The 12,609-nt window shown below is 37.0% G+C and carries 20 protein-coding genes; 7 read left to right on the top strand and 13 right to left on the bottom strand.

Annotated features, from left to right (window positions below):
- Positions 1-15 precede the first annotated feature (15 nt).
- Positions 16-789: a GNAT family N-acetyltransferase gene (locus JIN86_RS13310; RefSeq protein ID WP_202342142.1), complete on the bottom strand. Its 774-nt coding sequence runs from the start codon at positions 787-789 to the stop codon at positions 16-18.
- Between the two features lie 131 nt (positions 790-920).
- Between JIN86_RS13310 and JIN86_RS13305 the strand changes: the two genes are divergently transcribed.
- Positions 921-1,193 (top strand): hypothetical protein, encoded by a 273-nt coding sequence (locus JIN86_RS13305; protein WP_009371322.1) that lies wholly within the window; start codon positions 921-923, stop codon positions 1,191-1,193.
- 43 nt (positions 1,194-1,236) lie between these two features.
- Here the strand turns inward: JIN86_RS13305 and JIN86_RS13300 are convergent, their stop codons facing one another.
- The 4 genes from JIN86_RS13300 to fabZ all read right to left on the bottom strand — a co-directional run bounded on the left by JIN86_RS13300 (position 1,237) and on the right by fabZ (position 3,693).
- Positions 1,237-1,983: a polysaccharide deacetylase family protein gene (locus JIN86_RS13300; RefSeq protein WP_202342141.1), complete on the bottom strand. Its 747-nt coding sequence runs from the start codon at positions 1,981-1,983 to the stop codon at positions 1,237-1,239.
- Between the two features lie 76 nt (positions 1,984-2,059).
- Positions 2,060-2,506 (bottom strand): DinB family protein, encoded by a 447-nt coding sequence (locus JIN86_RS13295; RefSeq protein ID WP_202342140.1) that lies wholly within the window; start codon positions 2,504-2,506, stop codon positions 2,060-2,062.
- Positions 2,490-2,984 carry a hydroxymyristoyl-ACP dehydratase gene (locus JIN86_RS13290; RefSeq protein WP_202342139.1) on the bottom strand — a complete coding sequence of 165 codons (495 nt, stop codon included), beginning with the start codon at positions 2,982-2,984 and terminating at the stop codon, positions 2,490-2,492. Before JIN86_RS13290 ends, JIN86_RS13295 begins: the two co-directional genes overlap by 17 nt.
- 283 nt (positions 2,985-3,267) lie before the next feature.
- Complete coding sequence (gene fabZ / locus JIN86_RS13285) at positions 3,268-3,693, bottom strand: 3-hydroxyacyl-ACP dehydratase FabZ (protein ID WP_202342138.1); 426 nt, start codon at positions 3,691-3,693, stop codon at positions 3,268-3,270.
- A gap of 212 nt (positions 3,694-3,905) precedes the next feature.
- Between fabZ and JIN86_RS13280 the strand changes: the two genes are divergently transcribed.
- Both JIN86_RS13280 and JIN86_RS13275 read left to right on the top strand, forming a co-directional pair.
- Complete coding sequence (locus tag JIN86_RS13280) at positions 3,906-4,523, top strand: LysE family translocator (RefSeq protein ID WP_009371318.1); 618 nt, start codon at positions 3,906-3,908, stop codon at positions 4,521-4,523.
- Positions 4,524-4,609: 86 nt separating this feature from the next.
- The gene (locus tag JIN86_RS13275; RefSeq protein ID WP_202342137.1) at positions 4,610-5,089 is read left to right on the top strand and encodes a DinB family protein; all 480 of its coding nucleotides are present in this window, start codon (positions 4,610-4,612) and stop codon (positions 5,087-5,089) included.
- Between the two features lie 23 nt (positions 5,090-5,112).
- On the opposite strand, the gene JIN86_RS13270 is transcribed toward JIN86_RS13275, so the two are convergent.
- From JIN86_RS13270 to JIN86_RS13260, 3 genes are all read right to left on the bottom strand, one after another.
- Positions 5,113-6,051, bottom strand: a complete 939-nt coding sequence (locus JIN86_RS13270; RefSeq protein WP_202342136.1) for a DUF2268 domain-containing putative Zn-dependent protease — start codon at positions 6,049-6,051, stop codon at positions 5,113-5,115.
- 5 nt (positions 6,052-6,056) lie between these two features.
- A complete protein-coding gene (locus tag JIN86_RS13265) occupies positions 6,057-6,548 on the bottom strand; it encodes a GNAT family N-acetyltransferase (RefSeq protein ID WP_202342135.1) in 492 nt (163 codons plus the stop codon).
- 99 nt (positions 6,549-6,647) lie between these two features.
- Positions 6,648-6,812: a hypothetical protein gene (locus tag JIN86_RS13260; protein ID WP_004230164.1), complete on the bottom strand. Its 165-nt coding sequence runs from the start codon at positions 6,810-6,812 to the stop codon at positions 6,648-6,650.
- A gap of 222 nt (positions 6,813-7,034) precedes the next feature.
- On the opposite strand from JIN86_RS13260, the gene JIN86_RS13255 reads away from it, so the two are divergent.
- Positions 7,035-7,880 (top strand): copper amine oxidase N-terminal domain-containing protein, encoded by an 846-nt coding sequence (locus JIN86_RS13255; protein WP_004230165.1) that lies wholly within the window; start codon positions 7,035-7,037, stop codon positions 7,878-7,880.
- Between the two features lie 91 nt (positions 7,881-7,971).
- Entirely contained in the window at positions 7,972-8,145 is a 174-nt protein-coding gene (locus JIN86_RS13250; RefSeq protein ID WP_004230166.1) for a hypothetical protein, read from the top strand.
- A gap of 48 nt (positions 8,146-8,193) precedes the next feature.
- Here the strand turns inward: JIN86_RS13250 and JIN86_RS13245 are convergent, their stop codons facing one another.
- Positions 8,194-8,577, bottom strand: a complete 384-nt coding sequence (locus tag JIN86_RS13245; protein WP_004230167.1) for a VOC family protein — start codon at positions 8,575-8,577, stop codon at positions 8,194-8,196.
- 22 nt (positions 8,578-8,599) lie between these two features.
- Positions 8,600-9,091, bottom strand: a complete 492-nt coding sequence (locus JIN86_RS13240) for an Lrp/AsnC family transcriptional regulator (RefSeq protein WP_004230168.1) — start codon at positions 9,089-9,091, stop codon at positions 8,600-8,602.
- Positions 9,092-9,297: 206 nt separating this feature from the next.
- On the opposite strand from JIN86_RS13240, the gene JIN86_RS13235 reads away from it, so the two are divergent.
- Positions 9,298-10,173 carry a DMT family transporter gene (locus JIN86_RS13235; RefSeq protein ID WP_237497287.1) on the top strand — a complete coding sequence of 292 codons (876 nt, stop codon included), beginning with the start codon at positions 9,298-9,300 and terminating at the stop codon, positions 10,171-10,173.
- A gap of 397 nt (positions 10,174-10,570) precedes the next feature.
- On the top strand, positions 10,571-11,083 hold the full coding sequence (locus JIN86_RS13230; RefSeq protein WP_202342134.1) for a GNAT family N-acetyltransferase: 513 nt from the start codon (positions 10,571-10,573) through the stop codon (positions 11,081-11,083).
- Positions 11,084-11,133: 50 nt separating this feature from the next.
- Here JIN86_RS13230 and JIN86_RS13225 read toward each other — a convergent pair whose 3' ends face one another.
- The 3 genes from JIN86_RS13225 to JIN86_RS13215 form a co-directional block, all read right to left on the bottom strand.
- Positions 11,134-11,358, bottom strand: coding sequence for a hypothetical protein (locus JIN86_RS13225; protein WP_004230176.1), 225 nt, complete (start codon positions 11,356-11,358; stop codon positions 11,134-11,136).
- Positions 11,359-11,603: 245 nt separating this feature from the next.
- Positions 11,604-11,942, bottom strand: coding sequence for a hypothetical protein (locus tag JIN86_RS13220; RefSeq protein ID WP_004230178.1), 339 nt, complete (start codon positions 11,940-11,942; stop codon positions 11,604-11,606).
- A 100-nt stretch (positions 11,943-12,042) separates the two neighbouring features.
- The gene (locus JIN86_RS13215; RefSeq protein WP_202342133.1) at positions 12,043-12,579 is read right to left on the bottom strand and encodes a TlpA family protein disulfide reductase; all 537 of its coding nucleotides are present in this window, start codon (positions 12,577-12,579) and stop codon (positions 12,043-12,045) included.
- Positions 12,580-12,609 lie beyond the last annotated feature (30 nt).

Below are 12,609 nucleotides of genomic sequence, written 5' to 3'. Positions count from 1 at the left end.
AAAAGTTGCATCCTATCAGGAATTATCCATAAGTTTTTGCAGTTTTTTATATACGGAATGCACGGTTAATCGATGAAAGGAAATCAATTGTCCTTTATAAACGACTGAAAAAATACCATATGGTGTCGGTGATTTCTCCATCAGCTCTTCTCTCGTTTGAAGATCCACCAACGTGGGCATCAGTCCTAATTTTTTGGCAGCTAATTGAATATTTTCCGTGGCGACGTCTACATAGGGACATTGAAAGGAACGTAAAATCGTTAAATGAGGAAACCTCTTTAATCGTTCCTGCCAATCATCAGGAAAGTATGGCCGTTCAACGCTTTCATGAAATGGAAAGACCCATAATTCAAAATCATCGAGCGCTGTTGCCATATGTTGAAACTGGTGCTGTAAAAATAAATCATTGCTTGGCGTCCAGGAAGTTTGGCCATTCGTAATGACCACCACTCCCTTTTTCTTACGTTCCTTGGCATCCTTTAAGCATTTCTTCAGTAATTGTGTACCATAGCCCTTGCCCACTGCACTTACCCATAAACAATGAATCACCACATAGCCATCTGCATGTACAACTCTTGAAGAGTATTCCGCGTCCATATATTCTATAAAACCTACTTGTTTTTGATTTTCAAGTACTTGTATGTAATGTAAGCCCTTTTCAAATTGTTGATTAAGCCATTTGTTTTTGTTCTGATAGCCCTCTGTTTTCTTCTTGCTTCGTAAACAATAGCTGCCCTTCCCCTCTAACAGCTCACTATTCATTTCAATCAGCTCTACATGTTTTGTCAATACTAGTCCCCCAATCCGTTGATTGTGCTAATTTTACCATTTTTAGTGAATCATTCAACGATCATTGGAATCGCCTTTTCACTTGTTGTCACATATGATGCAAGTAATGACAAATGTAAGGAGGAAGAATAATGGGGAGAAATAATAAACCGAGCCAAGGCAATGAATCCATAGAAATTTATGTGGCTAAGCTATCCTATATTGGCACAGCCATTTCAACATTAGGGGATGGTTTACAAACCATTGCAGCGGGACTCGCATTAGAAGCGCTCCAAAACGCGAACAATGATTCTTCTCAAACTAATAATGGAAATGGGAATCAAACAGTTAAAATAGATAATATGCAGAAACAAATTGATTATTTAATTGCTGAGCTTAAACAAATCAAAAAAATGCTTAAATAACCTTTACATAAAGAAAAGTGTTGAAGACGTTTCAGCTTCAACACTATTGTTTTTTTTCCATTTTCTTATTTTTTCTTTGGATTTCTAATAATTCAGAAACTGTCACAAACTGATAGCCCTGTTTTTCAAGCTCTGGTATGATTTGTTCCATTGCCTGAACCGTTTGCGCTCGGTTTCCTCCACCGTCATGAAATAGGACAATATTGCCTGCCTTCACACCCTTTAAAACGGTATTCACGATGCGATGAACACCAGGGCTTTTCCAGTCAAGCGTATCTAAATGCCAAGACCACATAACAACCTTATAGCCTTTTTTTGCAATTGCATCAATCATTGCATCTGTATATTGTCCTTCAACTGGCCTAAATAATGTTGGCTGATAGCCAGTAATCCCTGCAATCACTTCATCTGTTTGCTGTATTTCTTTCATTAAATTGGTAACATTTGTTCTTAAAGGGTGTGTATAGGTATGATTGGCCAATTCATGTCCTTCGTCATACATTCTTGTAATCAGCTCAGGATTTTTTTCTGCATTTTGACCGACAATAAAAAAGGTTGCTTTTGCATTATACTTGTCTAAAACATCAAGAATTTCCGCTGTATATTTGCGATGTGGCCCATCATCAAATGTTAAGGCAATGATTTTTTCATCTGTCTGAATTTCCCAAAGTATTTGACCTGCTTCCTCATAATACTTTCTTCCTTTATTTTCAGAAGAACTCACTTTTACATAAAAAAGCGACACCGTGATTAGACTAAGTGGTAGTAAAAGCAATAAAAACTTTTTCACATTTTCACGTCCCCAAATAATTATTTTCGTACTTTATTATTTGAGGATTTCCTAAAAAAATGCTTATGTTTCGCATTCATTCATTAAAAATTTGATGATGGATATGATGGGCCAGATGGTGCATATACTCCTCTATCAACCATCTCAACGTTCTTTGTTGTTGATTTAACACACATGGCTGGGCCAATGTCTCTTCAGCAAGGTGGTCCAGTACATACATGATTTTTTTGTTGATGCTTGTCCACAACATTAAAATATCTTCTATTGGTAATTCCTGATAGCCCTGTAACGCGACCCATTGTACTTGGTCGTATGTAGTCACTACATAGGGTGAAGCTTCATTCTGCATTTGAAGAAATCGTTCAAGATTGACAATAGCCGAATCACATAAATGACCGATTACTTCTTTTTTGGACCATTTTTTTGGAGCAGGGCGTTGTGTTATTTCCGCTTCCGTCATCACACGAAATACTTCTGGTACTTTTATAAGCCAATAATGTAATTGTTCAACTGTCTTTTGCATGAAGGTCACTCCCTTCGGAAACAATTGTTACGTAATAATCTAATAATGCAATCACTGCCTGCACCCGCTTATGTTCGATTTCAATTTTAAGGGAAATCCATATAATGGCGACATTAAAACTCAAGACGGCTAATGCAACAATTTGGACAAGCGACATGCCGATCATGAGTTTGCTATTCATGGCTGTAGCAAGCAATGTAAACATGGATAAAATAACACCACTCATGGTAATAAACATGGGCTTCATGCGTATTATCTCATTTGCCTGTACCTTTAACAGATAGACAATAAATCGCAGCTCTTGCCTTGTATATTGTTGCTGAAGGATAACAAAATAGGACTGATACACATCCTTATCAAGCTTTTTATGCAATATATTTTTATGCATCTTTTGCACAAATTGATCACAGAAATTGTGCGCCAACGCTTGCTCTGGCTGTAGCTGTTTTTCTTTATGTTCTATAAAAGCGACCCTCAAACCTCCTCACCCTCTCATATTAAAACTTTCACTCCATTTACTATATGAAGGAAAGAAAGCCGTGTAGTACGAATTGATGCAAAGTCGTTTATTTTTGAGTGTCTTTTTGCCGCGCTCTACTTAATCCAAAAATAGCTGTTGCGAAAACAAAAACTTACCGTACAAAGCCACATTATCTACCCATCCCAAGAGCCTTTAGCAATCGTAATATTCGCTAATAGCGCTATTTGCATGATGGCGATAAAAAGCATCAATGTGTAATTCAACCGTGAACCTCCATTTTCTAAGATCCAAAAGCGAAAACAAGATCCGTCTCGCAAACTATTTCTCCATCTACCATTGCAATCCCTCTGCCTTTCCCGACAGCGCCCTTCACACGCGTAATCTCCACCTGTAGATGTAGCTGATCACCAGGCTTTACTTGCTTTTTAAAGCGACAATGATCAATTCCTGCCAATAAACCTAATCTTCCCTCATTCCCAGCCTTTGTCAGCATAATCACTGCACTAACCTGTGCTAATGCTTCAACAATTAGCACACCTGGCATCACAGGATACTGTGGGAAATGACCTGTAAAAAACGCTTCATTAATCGTTACATTTTTCAACCCCACGGCACGCTTGCCTTCTTCTAACTCCACAATACGGTCTACCAAAAGAAATGGATAACGGTGTGGCAAAATAGCTTGTAATTGTTGACTTGTTAACATATGAATTCCTCCAACGTATTTTTATAATCTTATTCTAACACTAAATATTAGTACTAGGTAATAAAATTTCATTAGTATTATTCATTAGTTTTCTGAATTATTTTTCATTATTTTTTCAATATTTCTTTATCGACAGCCACACAATAGCTAGAATATAATATTTCATGCATTCACCCTAGAATGATTAGTTTATTAGAATAGGATGGTTTCGCATGTTATCTTTTATCGCAATAGTTCTTTTATTATTTTTAATCCCCGGTCCTGCGGTTATTATTACCATTACGCAAACATTAAAAAGCGGAAAAAAGAATGGTATTTATACAGCTTTAGGTATCGGTCTTGGTGACTTGGTTCATACATTAGCAGCTGTTTTAGGACTCTCTGCTATTTTAATGAAATCAGCCACTGCCTTTGAAGTGGTGAAATATATTGGTGTGGCATACCTTGTTTACTTAGGTGTTCAGATGCTCCTCACAAAACCAAAGAAAATTGAGCAACCGACTGTTGAACATAGTCCTGCTAGTACTTCATTCCGTCAAGGCTTCTTAGCAGAAATCCTCAATCCAAAGACGGCCCTGTTTTTCCTTGCCTTCCTACCGCAATTTGTTCAGCATAACGAGCAGTCTGTCACAAGCCAATTGCTAACACTCGGAATAACATTTGTCGTGATGAGTGCTTTATATACAATCCTACTCGCAGTTCTTACAAGCTTCATCGGTGAAAAAATCTTTACAAAAACAGGCGGTAGCTCACGCTGGCTCGAAAAGACAGTTGGCTTCGTTTATATCGGTCTCGGTGTCCGTTTAGCATTACAGACACAAAGTAGATAATTTGGAGAAGAACACAAAAAGTGTTCTTCTTTTTTTGCAGGAAAATGGAGGATTATAGCCAATAATATTAAAAAGGAGGGTTACATTTGAATCAACGTCAAGAAAATTTATTTCAGCAGCTAGCCAATTATCGTGGCGAGTTGCTTCACTTACTGGAGCATGTGTCAGAAGAAAAAGCGAACATCATCCCAGCTGGATATCATAATAATATTCGCTGGAATATGGGTCATGTTTATCTCGATCAATATTTATGGATAGAGGCATTAACAAAAGAAAAGAATACAGAACTAGAAGCTCTCAAGAAATGGTTTGGGTTTGGTACATCGCCAAAGCATTTTGACGACGAAACGCCATCCTTTGAGGAGTTAAAAATGTATTTGGCTCAGCAGCCTGCCCAATTAAAGGAGCAGTATGGTCACCGATTGTCAGAGGAATTCCGTCCTATTGATATGGGTATGCAAACCATTGAACAAGTACTGTTACGCACCATCTTTCATGAAGGGATGCATTTACAAGCAATTTTAACCATTCATCGATGCCTAAATGAAGCAACAGACCGCGTTTGATACTCGGTCTGTTGCTTACTTGTTTATTGATAGTTTTCAAGATAGTTGCCTTTCTCAAAAATTTCTTTCGGACTTAAGGCGGTCCACTCCTCTATCGATACATTGGGATGCAAATCAAGATAGGATTTTACCATTTTATAGCCCTCACTATATCCATATTGATAGGGTAGATCATTTCCACCTCTAATTATATCTAATGCACGATTCAGATCAGGCTTATCCAAATCTGCTGCAACATCTGCCCAGTAGACTTTGTTGTAATCTAAATCAACTCGCGTAAAGTTCAAATCAGGATAAACTAATTTTTCAAACATCACAGCCCTTCCTTCAAATAGGAGATGATCTAGCACTTTATCTTCACCACGTGGGCGGTTTTCAGTTGCAACACTATGATGATATTCATGAGCGATAATGGCCCTGATAGATTCATCGGTATAATATTTATTATAGAGGGCTGTTATTTTACCTGCACCTATCGTTACCATATTCGCGTTAACATCTGTGGCTGGAAACACACATACCGTTGTTTCATTATTAGTTGGAAGAAATTCAGAAGATTTGAATAGACCCTCTTTGATACTCTTTTCAGTTGCTTCCCTATCAATTTTTTCGCTTAATAGCTGATTTTCTTTTAATTGTTTGGGCGTGATATTCAACACCGTCTCAGCCATGTTTTTATATTCACCATTCTCAAAACATGCACTATAAACTGGATCAATGACCTCTTCTTGATAGACATCCAATGGTGAACGATCTGGATCCCTTTCTACCTTTTCCGTATAGTTTTGAAAAAGCTCATAAGCATGTACTATTTTATATGGTTGCTTCGTTTCTGGATGTTCGAATGAAACTGTGATACTTTCTACATCTGGTTTCTCATGAGAAGGCTTTTCTGTTTGTGCACAGGCACTAAGCATGAAACATAACATCATTAATACGATAAAACCCTTTACATAATTCATCCTTTTCATCCGTCCTTTTCATCAGTAAATAATTTAACCATGCTAACGTTCATTAACGATATGCCCTGTCGCTCGACTGTTTGTGTTTGCATGATTTGGTATCCTTTCCGTTCAAAAAATGGTCTCGCTGTAAGACTAGCATCCGTGTAAATATGGGTAAGACCAAGTTTTTTTGCGTCTGCTTCTAGTAAATCTACGATGGCTGATGCAATCCCCTGTCCTTGAAAATCCTTATGGACATAAAGTCGATCTAAATAGCCCTCCATTGTCATATCCCCAAAGCCAACAATTTGCTGATGCTTCCGTGCGACATAGGTCTTATTATTTCTTAAAGTCTTTTGCCAAGTCGCTACTTTAACTGGCTGTATGGCTAACGGTGCCCAAGCCTCCAATTGGGCCTGTGTATAATCTTTTGCGTTTACACTATGTACGGTTTCGTAAAATAATTGCAAAATTTCTTCTAAATCATCTTCATGATAGTTTGTAAAATGAAGCATCTATACACCCCTTTTCTCACAATCTATTATACCAATGATAGGATATTTATGTAAAATTATAGTAAGCTTATAGATCAAAGTAATCTATAAGCTTTTGTTCTACTGTTTCGGTGTATTGGCTGTCAGCGGATTCGCATTGGCGACTAATTGTACAGGCGTCGTTGTTTGTTGAAAGCTATCCTTTTGTCCTTGATTTGATTTCCCGTAGCCTTTCATCACAGCAAATAATGCCGCACCAACAATGCCCCATGTCAAAAACTTCATTCAATAACCTCCTTTCAGCGTTAGTATTCGAGAACAAATACAGATTATACGCTGTCAAAAAGTAGCTATTAGCAATGGTGACTTTGTGTCATTATACATTTGATAATTAAAACAGTTATTGAATTTAGAGAAAAAATAGTAAGATTTTTATTATATATTAAAGAATATTATGGTAAAATTTCCGATGGTGGTAAATGTGAAAATATAAGGAGGTTATATACCATGAAAAAATTTTTTACAGGGCTATTTTTAACATCTACATTATTTGTAGCAACACCTGCTGATGCCGCAACTCCACAAATCAAAATCGACGATGTTGTGGTAAAGTCTGATACAGCACCTGAGCAAAAAAACAATCGAACAATGGTGCCATTACGTGTGATCAGTGAAAATCTTGGTGCACAAGTTCATTGGCAGGATTCACAAATCACCCTTTCGATGGATCAAGCAACCGTTAAATTGAATCTTAATAACCGAACAGTCATTAAAAATGGTGAAAAAGAGCAATTGGATGTACAACCATACATGAAAAACAATCGCACCTATGTACCAATCCGCTTTATTGCTGAAACATTTGGCAGTCAAGTGCATTACAATCAAGGCACAGTGAATATTACGACTGAACCATTGCGAATTGAAGATGAAAAAATTAAGGTATTACGCTATGAATACCATATGACAATGGGTGGTGTCGTTCAGGACATCAAAGGCAATGCCTACCACCAAGCGCTTTTCAATATTTTCCAAGAAAAGAAAGGCGACAAAGTAGAGGCTCCGAAAGATTATTATTGGCACCTCAATCTAGAAACTCCTGGATCTTATTACAAGCTTGGTCAATTTGATTTTATGAGCCATGATCAATACAGTGTTCAACAATATGATATCTATACATTAAATCAACCTTTCCCAGAGGAATTATTACAAGGCTATCCTGAGTATTTACTCCATGATTTCGATGGCGATAACTGGTATATTTTCTCTGAGCAAGCAGTGAAGTCAATACAGCAGCTGATTAATAATGCATATGATAATGGCTTTAGCAAAATAATTAGTAATACAGTTGCTTAAAAAAATTTTTAATGGCAGCTATACACAACATATTCTGTAAAAAGATGTGCAAAATATTCATATCAACAATTGATTGATGGAGGTTTGCCTCATGCAGAAATTCCTGTCATTTAGTATAGCGCTACTATTCCTTTTATCTGCTTGTTCGTCGGAAGAAGCTCCGCCCAGCGAGGAAGCAGAAGCCAAAGAACAGACCGTAAATGCACAGCCAAAGGAAGATCTAAACGTTTTGAACGATGATAAAGGTTTGGTAATGGCTGAGTAATGAGAAAAGCGTGTTTTGATATTTTTTATCAAAACACGCTTTTCTACACTATCTTTGTATAATCTGAATAAGGTTGCCACATGTATCATGAAAAACTGCTATTGTGACTTCTCCCGCTTTTGTCGGCTTAAGTGTAAATTCAACGCCTTTCTCCAGTAAACGACTATACTCCTTTTCTAAATCAGCAACTCCAAACATTGTTGCTGGAATGCCTTCAGCGAAAATCTTCCTTTGATAGTCCTTTGCTGCAGGATGCTCATCTGGCTCAAGTAATAGCTCAGTGCCCTCTAAATCATCAGGCGACACAAGCGTTAGCCATCTATATTTTCCTACTGGGACATCCTCCTTTTTTACAAACCCTAGCTTTTCCGTATAAAATGCTAGTGCCTTTTCCTGATCTTGTACAAAGATACTGTTGACAATAATATTCAATTGATTTCCTCCTTGAGTTACCTTACTCAGGCTTGCTATTTTCTTCGATCGGTAACACTGTAGAATATTTAATTTCCCGTAAGGATAAATTCGTTTGAATTCTAGAAACGCCAAGCTTATTTAATTTTCGGATGAATTGGTCTAAGTCTTGGCGGTCTCGAATGACGACCTTTAACAAATAATCATAGGCACCTGTTAAGCAATGACATTCCAAAATTTCGGACATTGTTTTCAAGCGGTTTTCTAATTCCTCTATTTGCTTTTCTTGATGAATATTCGTGCTCATAAAAATATAGCACAATAAATCAAATCCTAGTTTTTCCTGATTTAAAATCGCAACTTGTTGATCAATATAGCCTTCATTTTCTAGACGTTTCACTCTTGTATGAGTTGCTGGTGGGGACAAATTCACCCGTCTAGCTAGTTCCGCATTGCTAATCTGAACCTCTCGCTGTAAAATCGCTAAGATTTGCAGATCCACATTATCTAATCCTTTATTTTTTATATCCTCCATTGTTTTCTCCTCTTTTGATTATTTTTAGACAAGGAAGTTTTTAACACGATTTCAAAACATTATTTTGATATCTGTTAAATAACTTTCGATTATTTCAAATTAATTCAATTATACAAAATATTATACTGACAAATCACTTATAGTGCTATGATTCTTATTATACATAGAAGTAAAAGGAGTGTACCTATACTGTGGTTAAATTTTATATGGGCTTAATGCTTGTCACGAGCTTACTTTGGGGAGGCAATTTTGTTGTGGCTAAGACGCTAGTGGCTCATGCCTCACCGATGACCTTAACGTTGGTCAGATGGCTGATCGCGGTGATCGTCCTGCTACCGTTCGTTTGGTGGAAAGAGAAGAAATTGATTCCTGCTAAGGCCGCTCTTGTGCCATTATTCCTAATGGGCATTACAGGTGTTGCCTTGTTTAATATATTTCAATTTTTAGCGTTGGAGCGGACAACATCCACGAATGCTGGTCTTATTTCTACAATGAATACCATGTCCATCGCATTCTTTTCCTTCGCCTTTCTGAAAGAAAAAATAAATGGCTCGCAGCTTCTGGCCATGATACTCTCTTTCATTGGTGTTTTTCTTGTCCTTTCAAAAGGAGATTGGCAACTGTTATGGCACTTCCAATTGAATACAGGAGATTTATGGATGATGGCAGCCGTTTGCGTATGGGGACTTTATTCTGTATGTAGTAAGTGGGCTATGCAAACAACCTCTCCATTAATGGCGACATTGTATGCAGGTTTGTTTGGGGTGCTCATCCTAGTCCCATTCACGATCAATGATTTTACCTTCTCTGAAATCGACTCCACTTTCATTCTTTCGCTTCTTTATACAGGGGTCATCTCTACAGTAGTTTGTATGGTATTTTGGAATATTGGCGTTCAACAATTAGGTGCTACAACCTCTGGTATTTTTCTAAACTTTAATCCCATTTTTACAGCATTGCTCGCGTTTTTATTTATCGGTGAACAGCTAAGCTGGCTGCAAGGCATTGGGGGAATCATCGTGATTTTGGGATGCTACTTATTCACACATTTTAAAACGAAGACGCCTCAGGCTGTGCTCTAAATAGCCATTCTCCATCTAATGTCAGCGTTTGATGTTGGAAATCGAAATCTCGTAAATCCATTTGGTAAAAGTGCATGCGTCCCAAACTTTTCAAATAAGTCATTCAGAAAAACTAGTGAAGGCAACGCCACAGGAAGTGGATATTTTTAATAGATGGCTAAAAGAAGCAAAGCAGTTTTCAAATCCCTGACCCAATGCTCTCAGTACAAAAAAACACATTATTCACTTTTGCCTATTTCACCTCCTAGGTCAGCTCCAATCATAACTAACGTATGTTCTATGAACGCAACCACTGTACTAATCGCACATCTACAAAATCTGAACAATCAAAAAATAGATGAGATTAGCCCTAGACTACAGGTATAATAAAGAAAAATCAAAATTGATTGGAGATGCCATGAAAATTCGATTAGAAAAATTAACACAGGGAGATTTTGAAAACTTATATGCATTTGAGGTTAAAAATAGGGCCTATTTTGAAAAAACAGTCCCAAGTCGAGGGGATGACTATTACGAATTACCAAATTTCATAAGAAAAAATGACATGCTTTTAGAGGAACAAGCACAACAGCTATCCTATTTCTATCTAATAAAAAATGAACTTGAAGAAATTATAGGAAGAATCAATGTAATCGATATTGATAAGGATCAACAATTAGGCCATATCGGTTATCGAGTGGGAAAAGAATTTAGTGGGAAAGGGGTTGCCCATACAGCCTTACAATTAGTATTAGACCTTATGCGCAAGCAAGGCATGCTCCTCATTGAGGCACAAACAACGACGAACAATATAGCCTCTCAAAAAGTATTAGAAAAAAACGGCTTTAAACAATTGGATAGAAGCGGAGAATCATTTGAAATGAATGGTCAAAACTTCACTTTTACTTATTATCGGTGGATTAATTCCTAGGATGATCTGACAAACCGTATTGTCAGGTCATCCAATATAAAAGAATGTGCCTAATCTAATGAGACACCTTTAATCGCTGTTTTCAATTCCTCTAAACTCTTAATCATTTGCAGTAAAGAATGATATTCAGCTGCATTCAAGTGATCACCATGCACTGTTATGTATCTTTTAATGCTACTTTCCATTGTTTGAATTTCTAGCATAGCATTATACTGAACGTCAGGTTCTTGGTGTCTACTCTTCTCTCTATTTTGTTGGTTTCGATTTTGGGGCACTGCGGTTTGATAGCTCCTTTAACATATTGTATACCTCCACAGATATACATATTTTGCACGACAAATCACTAATAATAAAGGGTAATTCTAGTATAATAGTTACTCTTTTATTCCTTTCTAATTGTAAAAATACAATTATTGAAGCCTATTTTATACTATAGCACTCTACAAATTCTATACAGCGCAAAAAAATCAAAATGAGCACCTAGCCCTCTTGATTTTTTGCAGGTAGAAGCCAATAACTTTCACACCTTTTGTGGTGGAATAATGCCTGTTACAAGTAAAATAAAGAATACCAATCCAATAAGGAAAAATATCAGTGACGCTATAAATATGGGGCCAAGTTTAACCTTAAACCGTTCTCGCTCATGAATGATCCCTGTTTGTGCACTCACTTGGGATGTATAAAGCCTCGACATTGCTCCACCGCTACTCGAAAAGTAAAACGTTCCTAAGGTAAAGGCAATGCCCGTGAAAAACATCACTTCGATAAATCGCACAGAGAATATTGTGGCAACCCAATACGTCAACGATATTTCTACAACCCACGCAATGATGATAATAATCATGTGTTTCCGTTGCATTAAAGGAGCCCCCTTCCTTTTTTCTTCAGCTACTTCTACGCATCATTTTGTGAAAAGTTTCATTTTTCTAACTATATTGTCCATAAAACTTATTTTGTTCTTAGAGATCATCAATCAATTTTGTTAATTGTTGTTGAGTGAGTTCGCCTTTCACGCTGTGCTGTAATTTCCCTTCTTCATCAAAGATAAAGGTACTAGGATAATTCACCACTTCAAACGTTTTCTGTAGTACTCCCTCTTCGTCTAGGAAGATAGGAAATGATAAATCATAGGTATCCTTAAACGCTGCCGCCTTCTTATAGCTATCATAAGCTGTGGCATTGATGGCTAGTAGCTCGACATCCTTTGATTTTTGTTGATAAAATGCCTCTAGTTCAGGTGCTTCCTGTTGACAAGGTCCACACCAGGACGCCCAAAAATTCACTACTACTATTTTCCCCTTATATGCTTCAAACGTTGTGGCAGATTGATCTAGCTTTGTTAAAGCAGTTTCATAATTAATTTTTTTGGTGCCATCCTCCAAAACAGTCATAGAGGGTGTAAGAGATGCTTGGAAAAAAACATTTTTTAATGCCACACCAATAAAAATTGCTATGATAAGTGCAGAGATAATGAAACTTATTTTTTTACGATTCATACTAACTCTCCTTTTAAAATATACAAACAT

Source organism: Lysinibacillus sp. HST-98, from assembly GCF_016757845.1.
Taxonomy (GTDB): Bacteria; Bacillota; Bacilli; order Bacillales_A; family Planococcaceae; genus Lysinibacillus; species Lysinibacillus capsici.
Note: the sequence above shows the minus strand (reverse complement) of the source record. Positions and strands in the feature narration are given on the sequence as shown.